This window comes from Bacillus sp. CDB3 (assembly GCF_002081505.1).
GTDB classification, from domain to species: Bacteria; Bacillota; Bacilli; order Bacillales; family Bacillaceae_G; genus Bacillus_A; species Bacillus_A cereus_AT.
On the sequence record NZ_ALBR01000060.1, the window covers coordinates 160184 to 186540 of the forward strand.

The following is a 26357-nucleotide window of genomic DNA, read 5'->3' on the forward strand; positions in this document are numbered from 1 at the left end:
CATTCTCTCTGAATTACTGCAAGAAAAATATATTGTAACTTACTCCGAAAAAAGATAAAATAAGAATAAGAATTTTCTGAATATTCTAAGAGCAGGTGATTGTATGTCCTTATTGCGCTCACATATATGTAAATTTATCATTGGTGTTCTTATTATTCTTGTTATAAGTCCTATTCCAGCATTATTTCTTACACATAGTAACTCTTACTTAACTAGTTTTATAAGCATTTTTCATAACTTCGCACAACTTTCTTCCATTTCAATTCCAAGAATTGATTGGATGCATGAACCTATCCTTTTCTCGGCAAATCAGATTATTCATGCACAAAATATGATACATACTTCAAGCCATTCTTCACCACTATTCCCCTACATATGGGAAATATATTTTTTATCGATTGTTCGTTTCACATTCACTCTTGCAATCGGTTTCTTTTTAAGTTTAGGAATCGGACATCTATTTTTAAAAGCACCCAATCCAGTAAGAAAGTGTACTTCTTTATTGCGCTGGATACCGTATTCTATTAGCACTGTAATATTACAATGTTCAGTCTTATTACTACTTCTCTACACCGGGAAATTCATAAAGTTTCCTTTCTACTCATCTTTTATCATCGTGTGTAGCACTTCTATGATTATTGTTATGCAAGCAATTAAAAAATGGCTTCCTTTCTTAAATAACACAAATGAATATGAAATAAAAAATTCAGCTTTCCTTGTTGATACGTTATTTATGGCGCTTACTTCCAATCATAAATCTATTTTAAGTTCCATTATTCTTTCATTCGTTTTTATGGAATGTGTTTTTCATGCAAATGGACTATTACAATTTATCGTTCAATTTGGGGGAAATGCACCTATAGTTGTTACAATTGGTTTATTACTACTTTATATTCCGTATAGCGTCTTGTCTTTTCTCCAAACTTTATGGACAACAAACTACTCTAAACAGAAAACGTATACTTTAACTAGAAGTATTTCGAAACCATAACATAGAATAACCGTCTACTTAAATTAAATGTAGACGGTTATTCCTATTATATAGAGGACAAAATAACAGCAAATTTAAAAAATACTATTAAACCCTACCATTATTTACCCATTTTCTTTGACTAATCTTTTCATTTGGATTTATTATAAAAGTATAACATAATTGCAGGAGGTGACATCTTTATTCCAAACTTTGGAATAGAGAACACACTTGGACATATTAAATATTTTTCTCATCTTTATACTTATCCTTATTTCTGGCTTTTTCGTTGCATCAGAATTCGCTGTTGTAAAAGTACGAAAAAGTCGAATTGATCAACTTGCCAATGAAGGTAATAAGCAGGCGTTAGCTGCAAGAAGCGTTGTATCTAACTTAGATGTTTATTTATCCGCTTGTCAGCTTGGGATTACTATCACTTCTCTAGGACTTGGTTGGCTTGGTGAACCAACTGTAGAACATTTACTACGACCACTATTTGAAAAGATCAACATTACTGGAGCAATAGCTAACACGTTATCCTTTATTATTGCATTTAGTGTTATTACTTTTTTCCATGTTGTATTAGGAGAATTAGTTCCGAAGTCTTTCGCAATTCAAAAAGCAGAAGCAATCACATTAAAATTTGCAAAACCGCTGATTTTGTTTGATAAAATTATGTATCCATTCATTTGGGTGCTTAATAGTTCAGCTGTGTTTTTCACAAAATTATTCGGTTTAGAACCTGCAAAAGAAAACGAACTTGCCCATTCTGAAGAAGAACTACGGCTCATTTTAGGTGAAAGTTATAAAAGCGGCGAAATTAATCAAACCGAATATAAATATGTAAATAACATTTTTGAATTTGATGATCGTGTTGCGAAAGAAATCATGGTTCCTCGTACCGAGATGATTTGCTTATCTACTGAAAATACGTTAGAAGAAAATATGGATATCGTCGCAACTGAAAAGTATACACGTTATCCTATTATTGAAAAAGATAAAGACGACATAATTGGGATGATAAATACGAAAGAAATATTTCACGATCAAACAAAAAGAATTTATAAACCACTTGAATCGTACATACACCCAGTTTTAACTGTTTTTGAAACAGTTCCTATTCGTAAAACGTTAATACATCTTCAAAAAAACCGTGTTCAAATGGCGATTATAATGGACGAATATGGTGGCACCGCTGGACTTTTAACGATGGAGGATATTCTTGAAGAAATTATTGGTGAAATTCAAGACGAATTTGATGCAGATGAATCACCAATGATTGAAAAACGCACACCTAAACTTACTGTATTAGATGGAAAAGTACTTATTTCTGAAGTAAATGATATGTTTGGTTTACATATTGATGATAGTGATTTAGATACAATTGGGGGCTGGCTTCTCTCCCAAGCTATTGACTTAAATATTGATGCTGGCTATTCAGTTGAATATGATGGTTTTCAATTTAAGGCATTGGAACTAGACGGACATCAAATTAAAAAGATTGCTGTACATAAATTAGATTCTATAAAGGAGGTATAAAGTGACTGTATTATTAACAATTAGTATCATTGCTTTTTTCATTGTTTCATTTCTTGCCTTTATATACCCCATTATTCCTGGCATTCTTGCAGTATGGGCTGGCTATTTCATTTATCATTTTGGTATAAATGGCGGAGAATTAACGACATCTTTTTGGATTATTCAAGTCATTTTTACACTTTTCATTTTCGGTGCTGATTTTATTGCAAATGGATATTTCTTAAAAAAATACGGGAGTTCTAAGTGGGGTGAACGTGTCGGCATGATTTCTATCATTGTCGGCTCGTTCTTCTTCCCGCCATTTGGTCTTATTATCATACCGTTTTTATCGGTATTTATAACAGAATTAATGCATAAAAAAGCGCCAAAAGACGCCTTTTTAGTCGGAATTGCAACTGTAGTTGGCTTTTTAAGTAGTACAGTTGCAAAAGCAATTCTTCAAATCATTATGATTATTTTCTTTGTATGCTATATCATTTTTTAGCCATCCCTATTTTGGGGTGGTTTTTTAATATGAAATACCTACTCGACTTTTCTCATATTTGCTTTTATGACGTAATCTCCATGCAAAATGAGCTGTGTCACCAACAGTGATTTTGGATCCATCTGCTGGCAACATATCTTTTTCCGTTCGATATAAACCAGTTTCATCGCCATTTATTAAATGCGTTGGACAAACAACAGTCCAGAAAAGTTTACTATTTTCCAGCGCTACATAGGCAGCTAAATGATCTTCCGCTGCTGTTGTTGTTTTCTTTTCGATTCATTTGATCGGAAACGATATATACTTGGATTTGTTCGTGCTTGTAAAATGCCAGCAGTTCCTATTGTAACTATCTTCTTTATGCCCTCTTTTTCCATACATTTTATAATAATTGGGAAACTCTTTGCTAACGTTCCATTCCCATCTGTTCCAAGAGTACTAATTACAATATCGCACCCTTTCACCGCTTCCTTTATATCATTTTCATTCAATACATTTCCCTCTATAATATGTAACCTTCCATGCTCTATTTCCACTTTACTCAAATCACGAACTAATACTGTCACTTCATATGAATCATGTAATGCTAACTTCAAAATATGTGAACCTACTCTACCTGTCGCTCCTAATATACATACTTTCATACACTATCCCCCTCTTCCATTCTTTCTCTCTATTTTTCCGCAAAACTTACAAATATACAACAAAAAAGCTTCCACATATATGTGAGGAAGCTCTATTATCCATTTATCCCGCTATTTGCGGGCAGTAAGACTCCCACCTCAAAACTCGGCGAATGCGAGAGAGTTAGGTGGGGGGAGATCAACTGCCCGTAAAAGCTCTATTGGTGTGGGCTAATAATCAGTGGGGGATGGACAACCCCTCACTGATTAAAGTTTCACTTTATTTCTTTTCTTTTGAATCAGAAGACTTTTCTGTTTTACTTGTTTCTTTATCTTTTTTTTCATCTTGCTGCGAAGTTGTGTCATCCTCTTTCTTTTTATCCTCACCTTTACTACAACCTACCATTAATAAAGAACTTGCAAGTGCCATAGCAGTTAATGACTTAACCCATTTGTTCATTTGCGTTTCCTCCCTTTGATAGAATATGTACAACCCTATATTACTCTTTATTTTTAAAGGAAAGATTTAAAAATAGTAAAGATACAGTAAATTTATGTAAATTTACTGATAACAAACCCACTCTTTAATCTTCACCCTCTAATTGGACAAAAAAAACTAAGGCGCCTTTCATACCGCCTTAGCTTTTCACGCGAATTTTTCATTTTCATATACATGTTTAATCTTATATTCCTTCTTCGCAACATATTGCCAAACATTATATGCATAACGGTTCATTTTCACAAAACAATTTTCCAGAAAAGAACGAAACTCCGGGTTCGCAACTTCTACTGCCACTTGAGCAAATTTCAATGCTAATCGTTTCAAATGTGTAATATAACAAATAGCAATCCCAATATCCCCTGTATATTCATTATCTGTTTCCCTATCCATTTCAGTAAATTCCGGCCACATCTGTTTACAAGTTATATGTTGTACATTTTCTCCTTCTTGAAAATTCACTTGTTCATTATATGCTTGTAACATATACGGCAAATGATGCTGTAATATATCCTTTAATTCTTCATCTCGAACCATGCCCGTATACTCTCCAACTTTATATATAAGCGTGTAACTATATGTCATCAATTCTTTCATACAATCCATTAAAAAGCCTCCCTTCCTATTTTCATCTCTATACTATAAATATGATGCTATGACATTCGCTATTCTTGCTAGAAACCAATCCCAGCTACTAATTTTTTCAAAGTCAGCTTCAGAAAACCGTTTAGATTTATGAAAGTCCTCCTCTAGTCGGCTCCATACTTCTGCTACTACTTTCTTATCATAAATAAAGCAGTTAGATTCAGTGTTTAAATAAAAACTTCTATTATCAAAGTTTGCTGTACCGACGTCAACAATTTCATCATCTATAATTGTTACTTTCCCGTGAAAAAATCCATTTCGATATTGATAGATTTCTGCCCCTGCCATAAGCATTTCTTTTAAATGTGGATAAGCTGCTTGTTTCAGCATTACAGCGTCACTCTTAAACGGGACGAGAATTTTCACACGAACACCTCGATTTAATACATCTTTTAACCCCTGCATCATTTCTTTACTCGGTACAAAATATGGTGTAGCGATTACTAAGGAATGTTTTGCCTTCTTTAATAGTCCCCCATATTCCTGCCATAAACCTTTTCCATTCGAAAATATGTATTGATATTTTACATTTCCTTGTACAGGTAAACCATGATGTATAGGGAACTTTTCTCCCGTATCTTCCTGCCAATCTTCCGCAAATTTCCGTTCCATATCAGCAGCTCCATCCCCTTCGATGCGTACATGATAATCACGCCACGGACCAAATTTAGGATCCTGTCCAAGATACTCCTTGCCGATATTAAAACCACCGATGTACGATACTTTCCCATCTATAGTAACAATGCGTCTGTGATTACGTTGATGCAAAGAAAAAAATAAATTTTTAAATTTAGGTTTTTTACTGAATGTAAAATTCACGCCTTTTTCTTTTAGTTGACTAATTACCTTTTTCTTAAGCTTATATCCACCTATCCGGTCTACTGACAATTTCACATCTACACCACTAGATGCTTTTTTCTCTAATAACCGTAAGAACTCTCGACTTACTTCATCTTTACCTACAATATAAAAATGAATATATATGTACTTTTCCGCGCGATTTATATCATCAAATAAATTCCTATATAACTCATCACCGTTCGTATATAGTTGAACATCCCCTAATCGAATTTTTTCTAATTCATAACCGCTAACCATTTTTTTCCCCATTTCCACATCGATGTTCATCCATATGAATACACCTATCAAGCAAAGTATTATAATAAAAAAGTGCTTCATGGATAAGTTCCTTTCTCCACGTACTGTTATTCCTATATCTTTCCTTTTTTAAAACATTATCATACAAAAAATATGTCACTACATGATATACGTCCATATCAAACAAGAGCTCATTTGCATATTGTATGTTGTATCTTAAAATAAAAGGAGGAAATAACAATGGGCTTCGCACATGGTAATGGATTTGCGCTACTAGTTGTATTATTTATCCTCTTAATTATCGTCGGTGCTGCTTGCTTCTGCTAAGCAGTTATTGTAATACGATATGGGGATGAAAAAACTATAAAAGCGGACACCTATTTTTAGGTGTCCGCTTTTTCATTTTAAAACTTTTTTCGCCTATTGCTGAAATATTAAACGAAAAGAAAAAGTATTTATCATCAAAAAGTTAGCAGTTTAGCTACTTTCTTACTCTCTGCCTTACGAATATGGCGTTGTTCTGCACGTAACACAGCAATTCGATGTAATTCTTTCTCCTCTTCTGTCTCAGGGATAACACGCGGTACAGGAACTGGATTATTCTCCTTACTAAGCGCAACAAAAGTAACGAATGAGGTTGCCGCTACACGTTTTTCCCCTGAAATTAAATCTTCCGCTACTACTTTCACAAATATCTCCATAGAAGTTCTTCCCGTCCAAATTACGAAAGATTCATAGCTAACACAATCTGAAGAACGAACTGGATGTAAGAAATCTACCCAATCCATAGACGCTGTGACACATTCCATTCTCGAGTGTCTCGTTGCTGAAATTGAAGCAACCATATCCATCTCCGCCAATATTTTTCCACCAAATAGCGTGTTATGATCATTTAAATCTGTTGGAAATACTCGACTCGTTTTAAACACTCTTGATTCATTAGCTGTTTTACCCTTTACTTCAGTCATTGTTATCACCCCTTTAATTATATACCCCTAATATTCCGATATACACTCCATTTCATGAACTACACGTTTAATATTAACAATTTTTAGAACTTTTAGTCCACAAAAAAGAACCGATTTTATCAATCGGCTCCTCTAAATACATATTGTTCTTTCGGCTGTTCAACTTTATTCCATTTCGTTACTTCTAACACTGGAATATTCGCATGAAACGGCTGATAAAATTCAGTTGAAATTTCTCCTTCCACCTGAATCCAATCATCATTTTTCCACTCTACACCTTCTGGTTTTTTGACTAACATACCATATACACCCGAATCCGCTACGCAATGTATAATGCCGAAACGGAATAAGAAATATTGTTCCTTTTTAGAAGAATCATCGCGGAAAACAAAGCCTTTAAATGATAAAGTTTTACCAGTAAATTCACCAGGATAATTGTAAATTGTCTCCATACCCTTTAGGAAATCTTCATCTTTTAATGCAATATTGTCTTTCGTAACAAACTCTTTCTTCCCTTTTTCCATTACACCACGATACCCTTCTTTTCCGTAATAAATACTCGTATCTGGTCTTAAGAATTGTCTTGTCATAAACGGATCTTTACTTTCCGCTTGTGCAACAGGAAAATGGAATCCCTTCGCTTTAACAATGTCCGAATCTAAAGTTGCAATTGGGAAAAATAATCCTGAAATAATTGGGAAACAGAACAATGTGTACGAAAATGCTTTTTTCCACCATTTATTTTCATCTTTTGAATGATCATGCCCACAATGGCTATGATCACAACTACAATCTTGTTTCTCTTTTTCCTTTTGATGCTCTTTCTGGAAAACGATAATAATTTGTACAATCGTTAAGAAACCTAAAATAATAGCTGCAGTTTTTGATAAATAGGCGTACTTCATATTTATATACTTCGTAATGTTACCGGAAATATGGAGCTGTCCAATTAATATTGTAAAACCTAATAATATATATGCTCGAAACATAACCTACCACCCCATCGCATAAATGAGTAGTGAGCTTGCATATACAACAAGTGTAACTGTAACCGTCACGACAATTACAAATTTTGTTTTAAATGTTGCAAGCATCATAAACATATTTTTAATATCCACCATCGGTCCATACACAAGGAACGCGACAAGTGACGCTGTTGAAAATGTACTTTGGAACGAAGAAGCAATAAATGCATCTGCCTCTGAACAAAGTGATAAAATAAAAGCAAGTCCCATCATTACAGCTGATGAAGAAAACGGACCTTGTCCAATAGCAAGCAATGTTGAAGTTTGTACAAACGTTTGAACTGCAGCAGCAATTAATGCTCCTAACACTAAGTATTTTCCCATTGAGAAAAATTCCTCAACAGCATGTGTACATACATCCCACATTTTTGTACGTAATGGACGCTTATGATTCACTTCTGGGAAGTGATCATCTCTTAATTGATGCTCTTTAAACATAAATGATAATATAATTCCAACAATAATTGCTACGACAATCGCTACAATAGAACGATACCATACCATGTGCATACTACTTCCAAAAGCAACATATGTAGCAAATAGTACAACTGGATTAATAATCGGTCCAGTTAACATAAATGCAATCCCTGCGTATGGTGGAACACCTTTTCCGATTAATCGTCTTACAATCGGAACAATTCCACATTCACATCCTGGAAACATCATACCTAAAAAAGTAGCTAATAAAACAGACAGAAATCGGTTCTTTGGCATCCATTTTGCCACCATATCTTCTGTCACAAACATTTGAATGAATCCTGAAATAAATACACCAATTAGCACAAACGGAAGTGCCTCGATCAATATTGAGATAAAGATTGTATTCATTTGCAGGAATGCTTTCGGTAATTGAAACAATTCCATGATGTATTTCCTCCAACTTTTCATTAACAATATGTAATTTTAACTCCATTTTATTATTTGGACAAGACTTATAAAGAATTCATACCCCTTATACACATTACATTTTATAACTTATATTCTATTCCAAAATTGAGATTTCATAGCAAAAAAGCTGCTCTAGCACAGTTTTATAACTATGCTAAAGCAGCTTTCTTATCGTTAAAAGTAACGTTTCTTCCAGAAAACAAAAGCTAATGTGAAAGATAGTGTTACACATATTATGAGTACAATTACAAAACCATGGGCTTCACCTTCAAATGGAACCTTTACGTTCATTCCAAAGAAACTAGAAACCATTGTTGGTAAAGATAAAATAATTGTAATAGACGTTAACAGTTTCATAACACTATTTAAATTATTTGATATAACGGAACTAAATGTATTCATCATTCCACTTAAAATGTGACTATATATTTCCGCCATTTCAATTGCCTGTTTATTTTCAATTAATACATCTTCTAATAAATCTTGATCGTCTTCATACATTTTTAAAAATGTACTGTTTCGCATTAATTTTTGAATTACAATTTTATTAGCCTTTAATGATGTTGTAAAGTAGACTAAACTTTTTTCAAGACCGAGCAATGTGAAAATTTCTTTGTTTTTCATTGATTTATTTAATTGGTGCTCTAAATCGATTGTTTTTCGATTTATTTGCTTTAAGTATCTTAAATAATAAGTAGAAATTGTATATAAGAGCTGCAGTGCAAAGCGTGTCTTTTTAAACGTATAAAATTCTTTAATACGTTGATTAATAAATCGTTCAAAAATTGGATTTTCTTCTAAGCAAATAGTAACAAAACAATCCGGCATTACAATCATACCTATTGGAATCGTGTCATAAATTGAATTTCCTTCTTCATCATGTCTGACTGTCGGAATATCCACGATAATTAAAGTATTATTGTCTTCCTTTTCAATACGAGAGCGTTCTTCATCATCCAAAGGGTCTTTAATGAAATCTAAGTCTACATTTAAAGTTTGTACTAGATACTGAATTTCTTCTTCTGTTGGATGAAGTACATTAATCCAGCAACCCTTTTGCATTTCCTCAATCTCTTGTAGTTTTCCGTTTCGGTCTGTTAAATAAATATTTAACATACTATCACCCCGATTCTTTTTACATGTAGGAATCTACCTCACTTAAACAACAGTTTTTGAACCGCTATTTTCAGCATATGGAACAAACGATTAAATTTCAATAGAAAAATTATTTTGAAAACGTTTTTTTAAGAAAAATCTTGTAAACATAGAAAAAGACAGAGTGTTCTCTGCCTTTAAAAAAGCTTATGTTGCCTTTATAACATATTTAGAAAGCATCCACAAGTTAAAGCCGACTGAAATCGTATAGCCAGCGTATGTTGAAATGATAAAACTCACATAATCAAAGTACGGTAGCAATACAATATTTAAAACTATCTTTACAATTATTCCGATTACTAATCCTAGCACTGTTTTCTGCTGTTGATTGATTCCTTGTAGCATTGCAGCCGTTACTGTGAAGAGTGAAAATAGTATACAAGCAGGAGCATAGTACTGTAAAATGATTCTCCCCATCTCCGGATCATTTCCGGCACCAAATAAAAGAGTATATACTGGCTTAGCTAATACCATCATCCCAATTGCCGCTGGTACCGTAATCCCTACTACTAATACATTCGTCCTCGTGAAATGTTTGTACAGCAATTTTGTATTTCCTGCTGTATAAGCTTTCGTCATCTCCGGTACAAGAGACATACTAAAAGCGGTCGCAACAGAAACTGGAATGAGTACAACCATCTGAACAAGACCAATTATTGCATTAATCTTTTCAGCTTCTCCTTGCATATATCCTATTTGTATCAGTAGTTTATTAATTGTAAATGTATCAATTGTCTGATACAACGGAATTGCTAAACCAACCACAACAAACGGTATTGAATATGTAAAGAGCTCCCTATATAACGCGAAAAAAGATTTCGTTGTTTGTTGTATACTTGCCATCTCTTTTTTCTTTAAGTGCCTTCTCCTTTTTACATAATAGGCACTTAAAACCGTTAATCCACCTATAGCTCCCATGAATGCACCAAACGTTGAAATACCGACCGCTAGCGAAATAGACTCTTTTAAAACATATAAAACGACAAAACTTCCTATTAAAATGGTTAAGACCCGAAAAAATTGCTCAACAACTACACTTAGTGCAGAAGGTCCCATCGATTGAAACCCTTGAAAGAAGCCCCTTAATAAACTCATTACTGGTACAAGTATTAGCGCAAAACTTACAATTTGAATGTTATTAGTGACCGCCGTTATACTATTCCCACTTTGATCATTTCCATCGATTACAAGTTTAGCTAAATGTGGAGCTAATATATATAGTGTAAAACATGAAATAACTCCCATTATAAACATAAAGACAATACCACTCTTTAATACTCTTTTAACCGTATGATAATCATTCAATTGATCATATTTTGATACCATTTTTGAAACGGCAAGTGGCAATCCCATCGTTGCAATACTAAGCATAATTGTATAAGGACGGTATGCATACGTATATAATACGTACCCACTCGTACCTACCATTGCTGTAAATGGTATAACATATATGAACCCTAACATTTTAGATATCATCGTTGCCATCGTTAAAAATATCGTTCCACGTAAAAACGGTGATCCTTTCATCACATTCCCCCGCTACGCTTTATTATTACACATTATGGACAACTCCTTTTTTTTAGAACTGAAACAATAAAAAAAGCCAATGAAAAATCATTGACTTTAATGAGTTGTTTTTCTCTTTTTCAAAAGCTTTAAACCGAAGTAAAGAGCAATAAAGAAAACCGCACCTATAATTATGTAATGTGTGTAATCAGATGCATATTCTTTAATATGTCTCCAATTTCCACCAAGCTTTTCTCCTAAGTATATAAAAAGAATTGACCATGGAATAATCGCTACTACTGTATACAGTGTAAAGAGCTTTAACGGCATCTTAGCTAATCCTGCTGGAATAGAGATAGCATGGCGTACAACTGGAATAAAGCGTGCAGAGAATATTACACCTGCCCCGTATCGTTTAAACCAATTTTCTGCAATATCTAGATGATGCTTATTAATAAGTAAATATTTCCCGTATTTTTCAACAACCGGACGCCCTCCGTAGTATCCAAGCCAGTATAAAAAGATTTGCGCTAAAGTACCACCAATTGTTCCAGCGATAACAGCTCCGACAAAACTAATTTTTCCTTCTGCAACTAAAAATCCTGCATATGAAAGAACAATTTCACTTGGGATAATTTCAATCATTAAACCTAGCGCTACTCCAAAGTATCCTAGACTTGCAAAGAATTGCAATAACTGATCTATTATGTTTGCTAACATTTTCTTTTCTATCTCCTTTTTTCTTCACATACCATCCCATTATCACATAAAAATTGGCATCTGCCAATATAATCATGTGAACTTCTTCACCTAACTTATAGACATTAAGGATAACTACACAATGTTCTTTTTTGTGAAAAGAATATGTACAACCTTTCATCAATATACCCTAAAAGGATATTTGATTCATTTAATTAATCAAGTATCCTCTCCTTATTTCGATCTTTCATAAACCCAAACATTTCTTTAATCTGCCACTCGGTATTTCTAGCGATTGATAAATCAGGTATTTCATGTTCACTAAAAAAATCTATATCTTCTGTTTCAATACTTAGCTTCTTTTCTCCGCCAACAATCTCGCAACCTATAAAAATCTTATATGTATGGGTTGCTGATGGGGATGGTTGATGTTTTTCTTTATCGAATATTGCTAATAGCCTAAAATAATCTACTTTATAACCTGTCTCTTCTAATACTTCTTTCGCCGCGACTTCTGTTGGCGTATAACCAATGTCAGCCCATCCACCTGGCAATGCCCATTTCCTATCACTTTTTTCTTTCACAAATAATAGTTTTTCATTTTGAAAAACGACTGCTCTTATATCAACTTTAGGTGTTTGATAGCCTGTCTCACTTGCAAATAACTTCTCTACAACTTCCCAATCTGTCTTTGTGTAATGTGACATCATCGAAATGGAAATATCCCGTAATTGTTGGAAACGCTCTATATCATACACATCCTTAGAATACGTTAAACCCGCTTGAGCTATAGATTGTAATTGTTTTACCCAATCAATCCACTTGACCGTCATGTTTCCACATCTCCATTCTTTATTAAATAAATATTACGTCAATTCAATTGATACATCTTTATTATACAAAAAAAGAGATTGATAATGTTCCAATCTCTTTCAAAATTAATCCAATTCATGTAAGTGGTCTTGTATATACTTTCTTCTTTTATTTATATATTCATCAATCATATCAGCTTCTTGATCAAATATTTCTAATTTTTCTTTCATATATGGATCTTGTAGTAAATATGGACGAATCGATTCACACAAACCTTCTACTTTCGGCATCATAAACGAAACGGTAAATTGTTCTTCTAATATTTCTTCTAAAATACTTCGGTATTGTTTTCTAAATACAGGTATATCTAACAATCTTGCACTTAACGTGTTATAACCTTGAATACGAATATATTCATGATTAAGTGGTCTCCCTTGTACATCTCGCCCCCAAGTCGCATCATAATCCCACGGTATCACTTCGAATAAATTTGTTTCATCGTTATGATATAGTGCATAGTTATGAACGAAACCATCAAAGTTTTGTGTGAAAATAACTCCAGCTAACCATCGTAAATATTTATCAACATGCAAAAACTTCCCAATTTCTTTTTCATAATCTTCCCTCGACAAAGTATTCGCTTGAAATACAAATTCACTCAGCTGTTCTTCACTATTTTTATTCGAATATTTGAATTCATAACCCGCAAAGAGCTCTGTCTTAACATCTTTATCTCTCTCACTCATTAAAGAAAAATTCGCATCATCATCTATCGCATAATAAATAGAACCACTCGGTAATCCTCTATTTTTCAAAAAGTTTTCATCAACTGATTCTAACTGTAAATATACACCTTGAATTTGGCCATTAATTTTTATAAATACATGTTGTGACTTTGGTGAAAGTACACCAATATCATGAAAAAAATCTAAAGATAATTTATTTCGTATGAGAGACGGATCCATAAACTCAGAATTCAAATGAAACTCTTTCGCGCCTTGAAATTTTTTCGGTTTATAAAACATAACATGATAAGACTTTTTCTCAAATTCACGAATATGAGCACCCCGATATACGATATCAATGTCATACTTCTTTTTTCCATAAGTTAATTTTGCTGGCACTGGACTATCTGACCAAATGTCTTTTTTCAATTCCACTAAGTACATTGGATGAACAAAAAAATCATATGAAGGTAGCATGTTTTCTCATCCCTTCTCAGTTCTCTTCATTCAATGTATGCGCCTTTTCTTGTCCATACATCCGCTATCATCTATTTATATAAAATTAAACTCTTGGCCTGTTCATAAAGACTTCATCTCTCATATCATGTTAAGGAATAAGGATACCTTTTCAATTTAATACACAATAAGGAGGATTTCTATGAACCGTGATATTAGAAAAGCTGTTGAAGAAATCAAAAGTGCTGGCATGGAGGATTTCTTACACCAAGATCCAAGTAGTTTTGAGTGCGATGATAAATTCTCTCATCATCGATGTACAACAAGGTGTAAATGTACAACAGGACGTAAATGTACAACAGGGAATAAATGTCCAAGAACAAGATGTACTCGCGTAAAACATTGTACTTTCGTTACAAAATGTACTCATGTAAAAAAATGGACATTTGTTACAAAATGTACTCGTGTACGCGTTCAAAAATGGACGTTCGTTACGAAAGTGACACGTAGAAAAGAATGCGTTTTAGTTACAAAACGTACTCGCAGAAAACATTGTACTTTCGTTACAAAATGCGTTCGCTTTGAAAAGAAATTTTTCTGGACAAAACGAAGTTTCTGTAAAAAATGCGAATTCTTCCCTCACGAACACGGTCGCTCTTGCGATGATTGTGATCATGGTAAAGACTGTCACGATGACGGGCACAAATGGAATGATTGCAAAGATAGCAGACACAAGTCTTCTTCTTGCAAGAATAAAAAATTCGATCACTTCTGGTATAAAAAACGTAATTGCTAGTTTTTTATGTCCACCAAAAAAGGTCGCTTTGCGACCTTTTTTACGTTTACTGAAAATGACTTATATCTGCAAATTGTTTTACTTCACCACAATCGTCATCAAACTCAATCACACTAAGACTAGCGCTGTGCATAAATGGATCATCCCATACATTTGCAATTTCAATACCCGCAAAATGTCCTACAAGTAATTTTGCTGCCGCCGCATGAGAAACAATCAATATATTCTCTCCTTTATGTTTTTCTAAAAGAAGCTGCATCCCCTCAATTACTCTTTTATGAACGGCCTCAAAATTTTCTCCTGATGTTGACTGAAAAAGATGTGGCTCATACCAAAACAATTGTATTTCTTCTGGGTATTGCCTCTCTATATCATCGATTGTTTGTCCTTCCCATATACCCATGTTAATTTCATAAAAATGCTCATCCGCTATTATCGGTATATCACGTTCGCCCTTTATTAACTTTGCAGTATGAAGTGTTCTTTCACTCGGACTACTATAGATCGCATGAATAGATAAATCTTTCATTCGGTCACCTAATTGTTTCGCTTGTAGCATACCATTTTCAGTTAAAGCAGAATTTTTCCGCCCTTGCATTCGCTTTGCTACATTCCATTCCGTTTCACCGTGCCTTGTTACATATACAGTTGTTTTCATTACACATTCCCCCTTACCATTTTGGCCGCAATTCCCAAGGTTCTACGCATCCTACAATCCATTCATCACATTTACTTTCAATTCCTTTTATTACCCCATCCGATATTTCTTCATGGGTAAGCCATCTTCCGTATGTATCTTCTAATATAAAACCTAATATTATTCTATGATAGCTACATCGCGTACCTCCTATTTTTTGTGCAGGCATACGCGACGCTTTACTACCTAAAATATGAAAAACGCTGTATGTTTCAGACGATGAGTCTACTTCTCTACAAATAAATGATAACGCATCCTTCGCACTTGAGTGTATCCATGCGACAACTAATGTTATTGGGCCATTCCTCTCAATTGTACTTTTAATAGCTAGCTTTACATCGCCATCATTATGATAATCTAACTGAAGGCATGTGATACTTTCTGGTGTAGCACTCTCTCGCTTAACATTTTCTAATTTCACTTCATCTCGTCCAATAACAGACACACGAAATCCTTGATCACAAAGCCACACAGAAACTTTCTTTAACATTCCTGTCCCACCAATTACTAGTGCATGCAACTTCTTCCCCCCTTAGTAAAATGTCATATGAGGTTTCTCTTCCCTATAATAATTAAGTCGGTCTTGCAATGTCCCTGAATGAAATTCAAACTTGTGGCCGTCAGGATCAACAAAATATATAGACTCACAATCCCTTACATTCCGTTCTCTTCCTTGTAAAATATGAACATCGTTTTCTTCTAATCGCTGCAGTAGACATTCAAAGTCTTTCTGTTCAACAGAAAACGCCATATGCGTATAAGATTGATGAATCTCATTTCTCGGAATATGTGTTTCTTCATTAAGCGCTATCCATACTCCACATATATTAAAATATACAAGTTTTCTCCCCTTGACTAATAATTCTCCTTCCAATACTTTCTCGTAAAATGTAATAGATTTTTCTAAATTGGACACTGAAAAACAAAGATGATTGATTCCCTTTAACAACTCTAATTCCTCCTATACAAATAAAAGATGAGCGAAAATTCACTCACCTTTTATTATACTATTTCTTTGTAATATATGCCCATTTATAACTGAAGTCTCCACCAAACGTATGGTTAGCAATACCTTTTACATATGTCTTCTCTAAATAAGCCGTACTTTGCTGATACACAGGTGAGATTGCAGCGTCTTGACCAATTAGGATTTTTTCAGCTTCCGCAAGTGCTTTCCAGCGTGCTGCATCATCTTTTAATAGTTCCCCTTTTGATTTCGCTACTAAATCATCATACTTCGGATTAGAATAATCCATTTCATTAAATGTGCTTCCAGTAACGAACATATCAATATAAGTCATTGGATCTGGATAATCTGGACTCCATGCAGATAATGAGAATTCATATTCAAATTTCTTTTCTAAATCTAGTTTCTGCTTATATGGTTGTTGTTTCAAATTCACTTTAATACCAGGTAAATTTTTCTCTAACTCTTCTTTAATAAAGTCGCCCACTTTTTTACGGCTACCGTTATCATCATTTAGAAATTCTACTGTAATTGTATCTTGGCCAAGTTCTTTCTTCGCTTCTTCCCATAATTTTTTTGCTTTTGCTGCATTGTCTTTACTGTCACGGAAATTTTTATTTACAGAACGGAAATCTTTCCCATCTGGTCCTGTCGTAAATTTTTCAGGGACTAAGAAATATGCTGGTAATGAGCCATCATTTAAAATAACATTTGTAATTCCTTTTTTATCATATGCCAGATCAATCGCTTCACGTACTTTTTGGTTTTTAAATGTTGCATTTTTTTGGTTAAAGCGCAAGAAATACATACGTGGATCTAACTTCGTTTTAAATTCATCTGGCTTATTCTTTTTATATTTATCAACAAATTCAGAACTTAAAATAACTCGATCTGCTTGATCACTATCATATAAATTTACTCCCGTGCTCGTTTCCTTCACAATACTTACATTAATTTCTTCTAACTTTACAGTATCTTTATCCCAATAATTAGGGTTTTTCTTTAACTGATAACTTTGCTCATGTTTCCATTCACTCATTGTAAATGGTCCATTGTACAATAATTTATCTGCTTCTAATGCGTATTTATCCCCCTGTTCTTTCACATATTTTTCATTTAAAGGGAAAAATGTTGGGAATGAAGTAAGTTCAAGGAAATACGGTGCTGGTTGTTCTAATTCTACTACTAACGTTTTATCATCCTTCGCTTTCACTCCTAATTGATCTAACGGTAATTCTCCTTTATTTACTTTCTGTGCATTTTTCACATCAAATAAAATGAATGCATATTCTGCAGCTGTTGCTTTATCTAATGTACGTTGCCATGCATATACAAAATCTTGCGCTCGAACTGGATCTCCGTTTGACCACTTCGCATCACGTAATTCAAATGTATATGTCTTTTTATCTTCACTAATCTTCACATCTTTTGCCATACCTGGAGTTGGCTTATTATCCTTATCCAAACGATATAACCCTTCCATTGCATTTACAAAGGCACGGAATGATACAGAGTCTGTTGATTTTGATGTATCCATTGAAGGAATTTCTGCTGTTTCTAGTAAGTTTAATACTTGCTTATCTGCTATTCCCTTACCTGCTTCTTTCTTTGTTGTAGATGCCTTCTCCCCATTTCCGCAACCTGCAACCAATACACTAGTTGATAATGCGACTGCAGCAATCGTTGTTACCTTTCTCTTCATTCTTCCTTCCCCCAATCTATATGTATAAATGAAAGCCAGTATAGTATAATACATATTATTATACAAAAGATTCAGATTATTTCAAATATTATTTTTCACACACAAAAAAAGAAGCAGATAGAAAGTTCTTTCCATCCGCTTCTATTTCTATCACTTTTACTTGCAACCCATCCTCTATTTCAAACGGATTTTGAACCTTGAATATTTCTTCCATCATCTTCAAAAACTCTTCTTCATTTTTAGATTCGCCATTAATCGTAAGGGAGTATGGTTCAATTTCACTCAATTTATAATCAACAATAAATTGAATTGTAACTTTTTGTCTTGGCATTCCTGGACTGTATCCTTGAAATTCTACTAATTCCATACCTTCCGATCCACGATAATATATCCACCCTGAATTTTGAAAATAGCTTTCAAACGATTCACCAATCGAAAAGAATGGATATTCATAAAGCGAACTTGTACGTACTTTTTGTATAATATCTCGATCAGTCGGAAAAAAGAAATGGCTTAAAAGAAGGCTAGCAACTGCTAAAATAGTTACGATTGTTGCTCCCATTTTACTCGTTCCACCACTATCACGGATGAGATAATTTTCAACCGATTCATCTTTAATTCCCCGTGCTTTTATTCGATATATACGCCTTTCTGCAAATTGATAATATAATCCATTCGCAAAAATCCCCATCCCAAATAGAATAAAAACGAGTAATAAAAACGTAAGAGGCACCATATTAATGATTGGCAGTGCTACGTTGAACCCCATATAATAAGAAAACGCATCACATGCTACTAATAACAGTATAAATAAAGCAGCAGGTAAATAATACTTACGATATCCAAGCCAACCTACATTGAAAATAGCAGCCAAACCATTCCAGCTCCACCTAGCAATTCGCTTGTTTTCAAGCTCCCATTTTCTTTTGTAATACGGATATTGTCTCCCTACATATACTTCTAATTCTTTGTCTATTAACGAGCTACTTTCCCCTTGTTCATTTTGCAAATCTCGTTGACAATTTGCACAATTTAACTGATCATTCGTACAAGGTCGCCCACAATTTATACATTTCAAAACGATCCCTCTTTCCATCCACACTTCATTTTAAAATACCTTCATGTTTCAATAACCACTCTTTCCTCCATAAACCACCCGCATACCCAACAAGCTTTCCACTCTTTCCTATTACACGGTGACATGGAACGATAATTGAAATTGGATTCCGGCTATTTGCTCCTCCTATCGCTCGTACAGCTTTCGTATTGCCGACCTTCTCCGCAATATCTAAATATGAAGCACTTACGCCGTATGGAATAGTATAGAGCGCATCCCATACATTTTTTTGAAATAATGTTCCCTCAGCAGACAACGGAACCGTGAACTCTTTTCTTTTCCCCTTAAAATATTCCTCTAGCTCATTTATACACTGATCTATCATTTCATTTGTACGTTCTTCTTGTCGTTCATCAACAAATATAACAGACGTAATTCCTTTATCATTCGCTGTAATTTCCAGCAAACCTAATTCACTTTCATAATAAGCCTGATACATATGTCATCCTCCAATTCATTTCATATTAGTCATTGTAACACGAATAGACAAAATTTTTCGTATAAGCGTTTTGTTAGGGAAACAAAAAAGAGAATGATACAATGTAAGAAAATTCAATCAAGGAGGTTATTTGATGCATTCCCAACTTTTTTCACCCTATACAATTAAGGACGTTACACTAAAAAACCGTATCGTTATGTCGCCTATGTGCATGTATTCATCAGAAAACGCGGATGGCCAAGTAACTAATTTTCATCTTGTCCATTATGCAACCAGGGCCGCTGGTCAAGTAGGTCTAGTTATGATTGAAGCAACAGCTGTGTTACCTGAAGGACGAATTTCTAACAAAGACCTAGGCATTTGGGATGACATTCTAATTGAAGGCTTACATAAAACGACAACTTTTATACATGATAACGGTGCAAAAGCAGCCATTCAACTCGCTCATGCCGGAAGAAAGGCTGAATTAGAAACAGACGCTTTCGCTCCCTCAGCAATTCCATTTAGCGACGGAATGAAAATACCAGCAGAAATGAATAAACAGCAAATTAAAGAAACTGTTTCTGCTTTTCAAAAAGCAGCTTTCCGCTCTAAACAAGCAGGATTTGACATTATTGAATTACACGGCGCTCACGGTTATCTTATTAATGAATTTCTTTCTCCGCTTTCCAATAAGCGGACTGATGAATACGGGGGCTCAGCTGAAAATCGCTATCGTTTCTTACGCGAAATCATTGACTCTGTAAATGAAGTTTGGGACGGACCGTTATTTGTTCGTATTTCGGCAAATGATTATCATCCTGACGGGTTAACGGTTCAAGATTATGTACAGTATACAGGATGGATGAAAGAACAGGGGGTAGATTTAATCGATTGTAGTTCTGGCGCTGTTGTACCAGCACATATTGATGTGTATCCTGGGTATCAAGTACAATATGCTAAACATATTAAGGAACATGTTAACATTGCAACAGGCGCAGTAGGATTAATTACAACTGGATCACAAGCAGAGCAAATTTTAAAAACTAATGAGGCAGATTTAATTTTTATCGGACGTGAGTTACTTCGCAATCCATACTTCCCAAGAATAGCCGCCAATGCACTAGGCTTTGAATTACAAGAACCATATCAGTACCGACGAGCACCTGGAAACATTAAAACTAATAAATAAAACCGAGAAGTCATTCTTCTCGGTTTTATTTATTCTATCGTTGTAATTTCATTTGAATTATAAATATGAATACCCGATTCCTCACGTAGCGCCGTTATATACATTCCTTTCGCCACACCTTTAGCTGAAATTGGTTTGTACTTTTTAAAAGCTCCTTTAAATATAAACGGAAGAATACGAGTTAATTTCTCAGCCATTCTTTCTCCAAAACGATATTCTTGTCGATTTCCTACTAATAATGAAGGCCTAAAAATGTGTATGCCACCAATAACTAGCTTTTTCAGCTCCTCTTCCATTTTCCCCTTCACTTGCGAGTAAAAGAAGAATGATTTAGGATTCGCTCCCATTGATGAAATAACAAGAAAATTTTGCACGCCTTGTTTTTCAGCTAAGCAGGCAGCTCGCAATGTATATTCATAATCTACTTTTTTAAAATTCGCCTTCGACTTCGCTTTTTTAATCGTTGTTCCTAAACAACTAAATACATCATCTACTGCAAAAAACTCTTTATATTCCTCTAATACCGAAAAATCCACCTGTTTCTGCTGTAATTTCTCATGTTGTAATTGTAATGGTTCCCTTACAAAAATAGTAACCGAATCGTAGTAATCTGAGTCAAGTAATAGACGCGTTATTTCTTGTCCAACTAATCCACTTGCACCAAGTACTAACGCTGTTCGTTCATTCATATATATACATACCTCTTTATTTACTTTTCTCTCCTTTTGCTGAAAGTCGCTAATAGGAGTTTCCGTTTTATCATTTTATCATAAGTAAAGTACTATGCGTAAGCATAGTGCTTTACTTACTCCTTTTTCTTTTCTTTTTCTTCAACTGGCAATTTCGTAATTGTTGTAGCATCCCCTAAATTACTTATTAGTTTTCTTAAAAAAATTAAAACAAAAGATAACGGCAAAACAACCGCAAGTATTAAAAAGATAGCCTCCATAATGTAACCCAAGCGCTCATCCCCTTTTTTCTGCTCCCTCCCAATATATGAAAGTAACATTGTCACATATGCACCAATCATAAAAATTAATACCTTTCTTTTTGACAGATTTATAACAAAATCAAATCGTAATGATTATTATTTATTGCAACTTTCATAAAGATGTATTATACTAGGTTCGCGAGCTAAAACGTAATTATTCCGTTTTGTATTAAAATGATATTTTTCTTCTATAATTGGGAAAGATATATCCGTAAAAAAAGAAAAGAGGAGAACTTCATGCCTAAAAGATTGACTATATTTTCATTCTTACTTATTTTCACTTTAATTTTTACTGGCTGCTCAAATAAAAAAGAAGATACTGCCAAGAAAGATGGAAAACTAACTGTTTATACAACCATTTTCCCACTTGCTGATTTCGCAAAAAAAATCGGTGGTGATTATGTAAATGTAGAAGCAATTTACCCACCTGGTGCGGATTCTCATACATTTGAACCAAGTCAAAAACAGACTGTACAAATCGCAAAAGCCGATTTATTCGTTTATAACGGTGCAGAATTAGAACCATTTGCCGAAAAAATGGAAAAATCATTAAAAAAAGAAAACGTAAAAGTTGTAAATGCATCTAAAGATATCGAACTTCGTGCTTCATCTGAAGAAGAGCAGCACGATCATGGAAACGGTCATAAAGAAGATGAACATCACCATGATAAAGACCCACACGTTTGGATAGATCCTACTCTGGCGATGAAACAAGCAGAAAAAATTAAAAATGCACTTGTAGAATTACAACCTGAACATAAAAAAGAGTTCGAAAAAAACTTCGCAGCACTACAAACAAAATTTACTGATCTAGACGATCAATTTAAAGCTGTTGTTGCAAATGCAAAAACGAAAGAAATATTAGTTTCACACGCAGCTTATGGCTACTGGGAACAACGATACGGTTTAAAACAAATCCCAATCGCTGGAATTTCAGCATCTGATGAACCGTCTCAAAAACAGCTGGCTGACATTACAAAAACAGTAAAAGAGCACGGCCTAAAATATATTTTATTTGAAACATTCTCTACTCCAAAAGTAGCATCAGTGATTCAACAAGAAACTGGCACAAAAATTTTACGTTTAAATCACCTTGCTACTATTTCTGAAGATGATGCTAAGAACAATAGAGATTACTTTACTTTAATGGAAGAAAACGTGAATACATTGAAAGAAGCTACTAACTAATCAACTTTTTATCCCGTATTAACGGGCAGTAAACGCCCGATTGGTGCGGGCTGATAATCAGTGGGCGATGAACAAAACCCCCACTGATTAAAGTTTCACTTTATAAGAAGCTGAATATGCCATTCAGCTTCTTTTTTGTTTGTTCTCACTTGACTTGACCAAAATAACAAGTAAAATTATCCATATTAGCTTTTAAGCTATATTAATTTAGAAGGTGAGTTGGAATTATGACTCTTCACATTAGTGAAGTAACAGCAAAAAATTGGCGTTCAGTAGCTGCTTTAAACGTCGCAAAAGACCAGCAGCAATTTATTGAAAGCAATGCGTTTTCTTTAGCAGAATCATTATTTGAAGGAAACGGAACGTCAGTAGGTTTATATGATGGAGAAACACTTGTAGGGTATGCAATGTATGGATGGTATTGGGAAAAACGTAAAAGTGTCTGGTTAGATCGCTTTATGATTGATCAACAATATCAAGGAAAAGGATACGCAAAACGTTTCCTTCGCATACTCATCCAATTCTTACAAGAAAAATTTGAATGTAAAATTATTTATTTAAGTTTACATCCTGACAACAAACTCGCAATGGGACTATATGAGTCATTTGGCTTCCGTTTAAATGGTGATATTGATGACGAAGGCCCAGTTGTAGGTGTTGTAATGGAATTACTAATAGATGAAAATACAAGCCTGTGAAAACAGGCTTTTTATTATTTATTTATTAATGTCACATTTTCTATATTTAATTTTTTCTCCCTATGTGCTTCGCTTTTACAATTTAGTATTATCTCCGTGAAATGCTCATTCGATTGAATTAGATGAATCATTTGATTGTTTAAACGTATTACTATTTCTTCTTCCTCATTTGTAACATCTGAAAATAGACAACTAATAATGTCTCTATCTTCATTTGTTATTTCTCCATATAATTTCACCGTATTTATTCCTGTAATTCCCTGTTCCAAACTATTTGGATACATATATTTCTCCATATATTCTCTGCTCTTTTGATCGTCCATTTGTTGTAGAAAGAATTGAAACGGCATCCCCTTCATCGGCTGTATGTATGCATTTTTCCACGGCATAGTTTTCTTAAAGAAATTAAAAAACCACTTGTATTGTAATGGTTCTGGTTTTGTAATTTCAATTCCACCTTCTATCATTTTTCCATACACTTTATCTATATTTTCAACATCAATTGCCAGTCCGATGAGTCCCCTCTGGCCATCACAATATTTCTGAACCCACTCTTGTACCCAACCGCCCCCATCTTTTGTTTTTACTCTTACTAATTCTAAATATTCTTTTCCAATCCATATGTTAGATACTTTAAACCCTTTCGTTCCCTTTCCCCATTTTGGAACATATGGAAGCCCGATAGAATGTACATTTTTAATCGTTTCCTTATTTTCTTGTATTTCTTTATTTACATTTATAACAAGATGATCGATTTTCATATTCTTCCCACCACATTTTTAGTTTTTTAATAGTTTCTCTAACCTATGAATAAATCGAAGTTGCATCTCACATTGTTCATACATATTTTCGAAAATTAGTTTCACATACGCTGGCGCGTTATCTTTTAATCTTTCTCCTTCCCTCATCTCTTCATAAGTAGATCGTATTTCACTTTTCTGCTCTTCTAAAGCTTCTAAAATCTCCTCTTTCATACTCTCTTCTTCTGACAGAAATGTTAACGCTGTATATAGATGTTTCGGAAACATAACTGAAGTTTTTTGAAACGACTCCTTTAATAACCTTTTAAATTCTTGACTTCCCTTTTCTGTAATACAATATATCGTTTTCGACCGTTTTCCGGTCATTTCAATTGCTTTAACTTGAATGAAATTTTCATTTTCCATTTTTTTTAATGCGTGATAAATAGAAGCTGGGAAAACTTCCGCCCATTTATTACTTTGCACCATATTTAGTGCCTGCTGTATTTCATAACCAGATAGCGACTCCCTTTTAGTAAGCAATCCAAGAATCATTAAACGCACCTTTTCTCCCCCTCCCCCCCAACAAAATACTAAACGTTTAGTATTTTCAGATTATTTTAATACAAATTCCAATTTTAGTAAACAAAAAAAGCCTGCAATATACGCAGACTTATTTCACACACTCCCCAAAATGTTCTTGGAACCATTCTTTATTAATATCTTTTCCGATGAAAACCACTTCACTTACTCGCTCTTCGCCCTCTTGCCACTCTCTATCGTACGAAGCGGCAAACAGTGTATGTACACCTTGGAAAACGATACGTTTATCTACTCCATCAATAGATAAAATTCCTTTGTAACGATATAAGTACTCCCCTAGTTCTTGAACGACAGCTGACATCCACTCATTTAGTTTTTGTAAATCTAACGGACGTTCTTCACGTAATACAAATGATTTTACACCTTCTAGATGGTTATGTTCTTTATGAGGGTAAATTTGTAACGTATCTTTCGTTTTAAACGTTTGTATTTGTAGTAATGATGGAATATCTACATCACAGTTAGTCGCCTCGATTAACTTTGCAGTCGGATTAATTCCTTGCAGTTCATGCAAGAGATTTTCTTTCTCACTTTCTTCAATTAAGTCTAATTTATTTACTAAAACAACATCAGCAAACGCAATTTGCTCTTTTGCTTCTAGTCCTTTTTCAAAATGCTTATGTATATGGTAACTATCTACTACCGTGACAACACCGTTAATTTGATATGCAGATTGAATAACTGGATCTAAAAAGAACGTTTGAATAATCGGACCTGGATTTGCAAGGCCAGTCGTTTCAATTACTAAACCATCAAAATCCATTTTCCCTTCTGCTTTTACGTCCAGTAATTGTTTTAACGCAACGAGTAAATCTTCACGTACAGTACAGCATAAACAACCGTTTGTCATTTCCATTATTTCTTCTTCAACATTCATAATCAATTGATTATCAATACCAATTTGCCCGATTTCATTTACAATTACCGCTAATTTTTTACCATGATTTTCTGTTAAAATACGATTTAATAATGTCGTTTTCCCAGATCCAAGAAAACCAGTTAATATTGTTACTGGAATCATTTCGTACCTCTCCTTATAGCTATATGTTTCTATATTATAGCATATAGAGAAAATCGTTTTTGTAGCAAAACATATTTATTGTATGTACAACCGGGTAACTATATAATAGTATTTAACAAGAAAGCCTTTTCAAA

30 protein-coding genes and 1 pseudogene are annotated in these 26357 nt (G+C 34.1%); 8 read left to right on the plus strand and 23 right to left on the minus strand.

Annotated elements, in window-relative coordinates:
* The first annotated feature begins 103 nt into the window (after positions 1 to 103).
* The 3 genes from CDB3_RS14140 (at position 104) to CDB3_RS14150 (ending at position 2993) form a co-directional block, all read left to right on the plus strand.
* Positions 104 to 991 carry a hypothetical protein gene (locus CDB3_RS14140; RefSeq protein WP_128854921.1) on the plus strand — a complete coding sequence of 296 codons (888 nt, stop codon included), beginning with the start codon at positions 104 to 106 and terminating at the stop codon, positions 989 to 991.
* A gap of 210 nt (positions 992 to 1201) precedes the next feature.
* Positions 1202 to 2509, plus strand: a complete 1308-nt coding sequence (locus CDB3_RS14145) for a hemolysin family protein (RefSeq protein WP_070142053.1) — start codon at positions 1202 to 1204, stop codon at positions 2507 to 2509.
* A gap of 1 nt (position 2510) precedes the next feature.
* Positions 2511 to 2993: a DUF456 domain-containing protein gene (locus CDB3_RS14150; RefSeq protein ID WP_128854922.1), complete on the plus strand. Its 483-nt coding sequence runs from the start codon at positions 2511 to 2513 to the stop codon at positions 2991 to 2993.
* Positions 2994 to 3017: 24 nt separating this feature from the next.
* Here CDB3_RS14150 and CDB3_RS14155 read toward each other — a convergent pair.
* From CDB3_RS14155 to cls, 4 genes and pseudogenes are all read right to left on the minus strand, one after another.
* A pseudogene (locus CDB3_RS14155) lies at positions 3018 to 3637 on the minus strand (NAD(P)-dependent oxidoreductase).
* A 259-nt stretch (positions 3638 to 3896) separates the two neighbouring features.
* Positions 3897 to 4076, minus strand: coding sequence for a hypothetical protein (locus CDB3_RS14165; protein WP_128854923.1), 180 nt, complete (start codon positions 4074 to 4076; stop codon positions 3897 to 3899).
* Between the two features lie 186 nt (positions 4077 to 4262).
* On the minus strand, positions 4263 to 4721 hold the full coding sequence (locus CDB3_RS14170) for a spore coat protein (protein ID WP_128854924.1): 459 nt from the start codon (positions 4719 to 4721) through the stop codon (positions 4263 to 4265).
* A gap of 33 nt (positions 4722 to 4754) precedes the next feature.
* On the minus strand, positions 4755 to 5939 hold the full coding sequence (cls, locus tag CDB3_RS14175; protein ID WP_128854925.1) for a cardiolipin synthase: 1185 nt from the start codon (positions 5937 to 5939) through the stop codon (positions 4755 to 4757).
* Between the two features lie 159 nt (positions 5940 to 6098).
* On the opposite strand from cls, the gene CDB3_RS14180 reads away from it, so the two are divergent.
* Positions 6099 to 6185: a YjcZ family sporulation protein gene (locus CDB3_RS14180; protein WP_000505094.1), complete on the plus strand. Its 87-nt coding sequence runs from the start codon at positions 6099 to 6101 to the stop codon at positions 6183 to 6185.
* A 134-nt stretch (positions 6186 to 6319) separates the two neighbouring features.
* On the opposite strand, the gene CDB3_RS14185 is transcribed toward CDB3_RS14180, so the two are convergent.
* The 8 genes from CDB3_RS14185 to cotH all read right to left on the minus strand — a co-directional run bounded on the left by CDB3_RS14185 (position 6320) and on the right by cotH (position 14114).
* Positions 6320 to 6826: an acyl-CoA thioesterase gene (locus tag CDB3_RS14185; RefSeq protein WP_128854926.1), complete on the minus strand. Its 507-nt coding sequence runs from the start codon at positions 6824 to 6826 to the stop codon at positions 6320 to 6322.
* 119 nt (positions 6827 to 6945) lie between these two features.
* Positions 6946 to 7815: a TIGR03943 family putative permease subunit gene (locus tag CDB3_RS14190; protein ID WP_097829727.1), complete on the minus strand. Its 870-nt coding sequence runs from the start codon at positions 7813 to 7815 to the stop codon at positions 6946 to 6948.
* Positions 7816 to 7818: 3 nt separating this feature from the next.
* Positions 7819 to 8715: a permease gene (locus CDB3_RS14195; RefSeq protein WP_128854927.1), complete on the minus strand. Its 897-nt coding sequence runs from the start codon at positions 8713 to 8715 to the stop codon at positions 7819 to 7821.
* 198 nt (positions 8716 to 8913) lie between these two features.
* Positions 8914 to 9855: a magnesium transporter CorA family protein gene (locus CDB3_RS14200; protein ID WP_000932386.1), complete on the minus strand. Its 942-nt coding sequence runs from the start codon at positions 9853 to 9855 to the stop codon at positions 8914 to 8916.
* A 186-nt stretch (positions 9856 to 10041) separates the two neighbouring features.
* Positions 10042 to 11421 carry a putative polysaccharide biosynthesis protein gene (locus tag CDB3_RS14205; RefSeq protein ID WP_128854928.1) on the minus strand — a complete coding sequence of 460 codons (1380 nt, stop codon included), beginning with the start codon at positions 11419 to 11421 and terminating at the stop codon, positions 10042 to 10044.
* 96 nt (positions 11422 to 11517) lie between these two features.
* A complete protein-coding gene (uptA, locus tag CDB3_RS14210; protein ID WP_000880692.1) occupies positions 11518 to 12120 on the minus strand; it encodes an undecaprenyl phosphate transporter UptA in 603 nt (200 codons plus the stop codon).
* A gap of 194 nt (positions 12121 to 12314) precedes the next feature.
* Positions 12315 to 12932, minus strand: coding sequence for an NUDIX hydrolase (locus CDB3_RS14215; protein WP_128854929.1), 618 nt, complete (start codon positions 12930 to 12932; stop codon positions 12315 to 12317).
* Positions 12933 to 13037: 105 nt separating this feature from the next.
* Positions 13038 to 14114, minus strand: a complete 1077-nt coding sequence (gene cotH, locus CDB3_RS14220) for a spore coat protein CotH (RefSeq protein WP_128854930.1) — start codon at positions 14112 to 14114, stop codon at positions 13038 to 13040.
* A gap of 181 nt (positions 14115 to 14295) precedes the next feature.
* Between cotH and exsB the strand changes: the two genes are divergently transcribed.
* Complete coding sequence (gene exsB, locus CDB3_RS14225; protein WP_128854931.1) at positions 14296 to 14889, plus strand: exosporium protein ExsB; 594 nt, start codon at positions 14296 to 14298, stop codon at positions 14887 to 14889.
* A gap of 46 nt (positions 14890 to 14935) precedes the next feature.
* Here the strand turns inward: exsB and CDB3_RS14230 are convergent, their stop codons facing one another.
* The 6 genes from CDB3_RS14230 to CDB3_RS14255 form a co-directional block, all read right to left on the minus strand.
* Positions 14936 to 15547 carry a phosphoserine phosphatase 1 gene (locus CDB3_RS14230; protein WP_097829732.1) on the minus strand — a complete coding sequence of 204 codons (612 nt, stop codon included), beginning with the start codon at positions 15545 to 15547 and terminating at the stop codon, positions 14936 to 14938.
* A 13-nt stretch (positions 15548 to 15560) separates the two neighbouring features.
* Positions 15561 to 16106 (minus strand): short-chain dehydrogenase, encoded by a 546-nt coding sequence (locus CDB3_RS14235; RefSeq protein ID WP_128854932.1) that lies wholly within the window; start codon positions 16104 to 16106, stop codon positions 15561 to 15563.
* Positions 16107 to 16118: 12 nt separating this feature from the next.
* Positions 16119 to 16535: a FosBx1 family fosfomycin resistance bacillithiol transferase gene (fosB, locus tag CDB3_RS14240; RefSeq protein ID WP_128854933.1), complete on the minus strand. Its 417-nt coding sequence runs from the start codon at positions 16533 to 16535 to the stop codon at positions 16119 to 16121.
* A 58-nt stretch (positions 16536 to 16593) separates the two neighbouring features.
* The gene (locus CDB3_RS14245) at positions 16594 to 18255 is read right to left on the minus strand and encodes a peptide ABC transporter substrate-binding protein (protein WP_128854934.1); all 1662 of its coding nucleotides are present in this window, start codon (positions 18253 to 18255) and stop codon (positions 16594 to 16596) included.
* 88 nt (positions 18256 to 18343) lie between these two features.
* Positions 18344 to 19333 carry a DUF2628 domain-containing protein gene (locus CDB3_RS14250; RefSeq protein ID WP_128854935.1) on the minus strand — a complete coding sequence of 330 codons (990 nt, stop codon included), beginning with the start codon at positions 19331 to 19333 and terminating at the stop codon, positions 18344 to 18346.
* 25 nt (positions 19334 to 19358) lie between these two features.
* On the minus strand, positions 19359 to 19811 hold the full coding sequence (locus CDB3_RS14255; protein ID WP_000283898.1) for a methylated-DNA--[protein]-cysteine S-methyltransferase: 453 nt from the start codon (positions 19809 to 19811) through the stop codon (positions 19359 to 19361).
* Positions 19812 to 19944: 133 nt separating this feature from the next.
* Here CDB3_RS14255 and namA point away from each other — a divergent pair, with 133 nt between their 5' ends.
* Positions 19945 to 20982, plus strand: coding sequence for an NADPH dehydrogenase NamA (namA, locus tag CDB3_RS14260; RefSeq protein ID WP_128854936.1), 1038 nt, complete (start codon positions 19945 to 19947; stop codon positions 20980 to 20982).
* A gap of 29 nt (positions 20983 to 21011) precedes the next feature.
* Here namA and CDB3_RS14265 read toward each other — a convergent pair whose 3' ends face one another.
* Both CDB3_RS14265 and CDB3_RS14270 read right to left on the minus strand, forming a co-directional pair.
* A complete protein-coding gene (locus CDB3_RS14265; RefSeq protein WP_097829739.1) occupies positions 21012 to 21671 on the minus strand; it encodes an oxidoreductase in 660 nt (219 codons plus the stop codon).
* A 116-nt stretch (positions 21672 to 21787) separates the two neighbouring features.
* Positions 21788 to 22012 (minus strand): hypothetical protein, encoded by a 225-nt coding sequence (locus CDB3_RS14270; protein ID WP_002118555.1) that lies wholly within the window; start codon positions 22010 to 22012, stop codon positions 21788 to 21790.
* A gap of 198 nt (positions 22013 to 22210) precedes the next feature.
* Between CDB3_RS14270 and CDB3_RS14275 the strand changes: the two genes are divergently transcribed.
* Together CDB3_RS14275 and CDB3_RS14280 are read left to right on the plus strand one after the other, a co-directional pair.
* Positions 22211 to 23161 carry a metal ABC transporter substrate-binding protein gene (locus tag CDB3_RS14275; protein ID WP_128854937.1) on the plus strand — a complete coding sequence of 317 codons (951 nt, stop codon included), beginning with the start codon at positions 22211 to 22213 and terminating at the stop codon, positions 23159 to 23161.
* A gap of 227 nt (positions 23162 to 23388) precedes the next feature.
* Entirely contained in the window at positions 23389 to 23859 is a 471-nt protein-coding gene (locus CDB3_RS14280; protein WP_002031458.1) for a GNAT family N-acetyltransferase, read from the plus strand.
* Positions 23860 to 23873: 14 nt separating this feature from the next.
* Here CDB3_RS14280 and CDB3_RS14285 read toward each other — a convergent pair whose 3' ends face one another.
* From CDB3_RS14285 to CDB3_RS14295, 3 genes are all read right to left on the minus strand, one after another.
* Positions 23874 to 24620 carry a VOC family protein gene (locus CDB3_RS14285; RefSeq protein ID WP_128854938.1) on the minus strand — a complete coding sequence of 249 codons (747 nt, stop codon included), beginning with the start codon at positions 24618 to 24620 and terminating at the stop codon, positions 23874 to 23876.
* An 18-nt stretch (positions 24621 to 24638) separates the two neighbouring features.
* Positions 24639 to 25163: a PadR family transcriptional regulator gene (locus tag CDB3_RS14290; RefSeq protein ID WP_128854939.1), complete on the minus strand. Its 525-nt coding sequence runs from the start codon at positions 25161 to 25163 to the stop codon at positions 24639 to 24641.
* A gap of 109 nt (positions 25164 to 25272) precedes the next feature.
* Complete coding sequence (locus CDB3_RS14295) at positions 25273 to 26223, minus strand: CobW family GTP-binding protein (RefSeq protein WP_128854940.1); 951 nt, start codon at positions 26221 to 26223, stop codon at positions 25273 to 25275.
* Positions 26224 to 26357: the final 134 nt, after the last annotated feature.

Bases quoted from the DNA above. Each gene is read 5' to 3' on its own strand.
- CDB3_RS14200 (WP_000932386.1), bottom strand. From the start codon at position 9,855: ATGTTAAATATTTATTTAACAGACCGAAACGGAAAACTACAAGAGATT.
- CDB3_RS14215 (WP_128854929.1), bottom strand. From the start codon at position 12,932: ATGACGGTCAAGTGGATTGATTGGGTAAAACAATTACAATCTATAGCT.
- cotH (WP_128854930.1), bottom strand. From the start codon at position 14,114: ATGCTACCTTCATATGATTTTTTTGTTCATCCAATGTACTTAGTGGAA.
- exsB (WP_128854931.1), top strand. From the start codon at position 14,296: ATGAACCGTGATATTAGAAAAGCTGTTGAAGAAATCAAAAGTGCTGGC.
- CDB3_RS14205 (WP_128854928.1), bottom strand. From the start codon at position 11,421: ATGAAAGGATCACCGTTTTTACGTGGAACGATATTTTTAACGATGGCA.
- CDB3_RS14140 (WP_128854921.1), top strand. From the start codon at position 104: ATGTCCTTATTGCGCTCACATATATGTAAATTTATCATTGGTGTTCTT.
- CDB3_RS14280 (WP_002031458.1), top strand. From the start codon at position 23,389: ATGACTCTTCACATTAGTGAAGTAACAGCAAAAAATTGGCGTTCAGTA.
- CDB3_RS14285 (WP_128854938.1), bottom strand. From the start codon at position 24,620: ATGAAAATCGATCATCTTGTTATAAATGTAAATAAAGAAATACAAGAA.
- CDB3_RS14275 (WP_128854937.1), top strand. From the start codon at position 22,211: ATGCCTAAAAGATTGACTATATTTTCATTCTTACTTATTTTCACTTTA.
- cls (WP_128854925.1), bottom strand. From the start codon at position 5,939: ATGAAGCACTTTTTTATTATAATACTTTGCTTGATAGGTGTATTCATA.
- CDB3_RS14265 (WP_097829739.1), bottom strand. From the start codon at position 21,671: ATGAATGAACGAACAGCGTTAGTACTTGGTGCAAGTGGATTAGTTGGA.
- CDB3_RS14255 (WP_000283898.1), bottom strand. From the start codon at position 19,811: ATGTATCAGGCTTATTATGAAAGTGAATTAGGTTTGCTGGAAATTACA.
- CDB3_RS14245 (WP_128854934.1), bottom strand. From the start codon at position 18,255: ATGAAGAGAAAGGTAACAACGATTGCTGCAGTCGCATTATCAACTAGT.
- CDB3_RS14230 (WP_097829732.1), bottom strand. From the start codon at position 15,547: ATGAAAACAACTGTATATGTAACAAGGCACGGTGAAACGGAATGGAAT.
- namA (WP_128854936.1), top strand. From the start codon at position 19,945: ATGCATTCCCAACTTTTTTCACCCTATACAATTAAGGACGTTACACTA.
- CDB3_RS14295 (WP_128854940.1), bottom strand. From the start codon at position 26,223: ATGATTCCAGTAACAATATTAACTGGTTTTCTTGGATCTGGGAAAACG.
- CDB3_RS14195 (WP_128854927.1), bottom strand. From the start codon at position 8,715: ATGGAATTGTTTCAATTACCGAAAGCATTCCTGCAAATGAATACAATC.
- CDB3_RS14165 (WP_128854923.1), bottom strand. From the start codon at position 4,076: ATGAACAAATGGGTTAAGTCATTAACTGCTATGGCACTTGCAAGTTCT.
- CDB3_RS14180 (WP_000505094.1), top strand. From the start codon at position 6,099: ATGGGCTTCGCACATGGTAATGGATTTGCGCTACTAGTTGTATTATTT.
- CDB3_RS14185 (WP_128854926.1), bottom strand. From the start codon at position 6,826: ATGACTGAAGTAAAGGGTAAAACAGCTAATGAATCAAGAGTGTTTAAA.
- uptA (WP_000880692.1), bottom strand. From the start codon at position 12,120: ATGTTAGCAAACATAATAGATCAGTTATTGCAATTCTTTGCAAGTCTA.
- CDB3_RS14190 (WP_097829727.1), bottom strand. From the start codon at position 7,815: ATGTTTCGAGCATATATATTATTAGGTTTTACAATATTAATTGGACAG.
- CDB3_RS14270 (WP_002118555.1), bottom strand. From the start codon at position 22,012: ATGATTGGTGCATATGTGACAATGTTACTTTCATATATTGGGAGGGAG.
- CDB3_RS14170 (WP_128854924.1), bottom strand. From the start codon at position 4,721: ATGGATTGTATGAAAGAATTGATGACATATAGTTACACGCTTATATAT.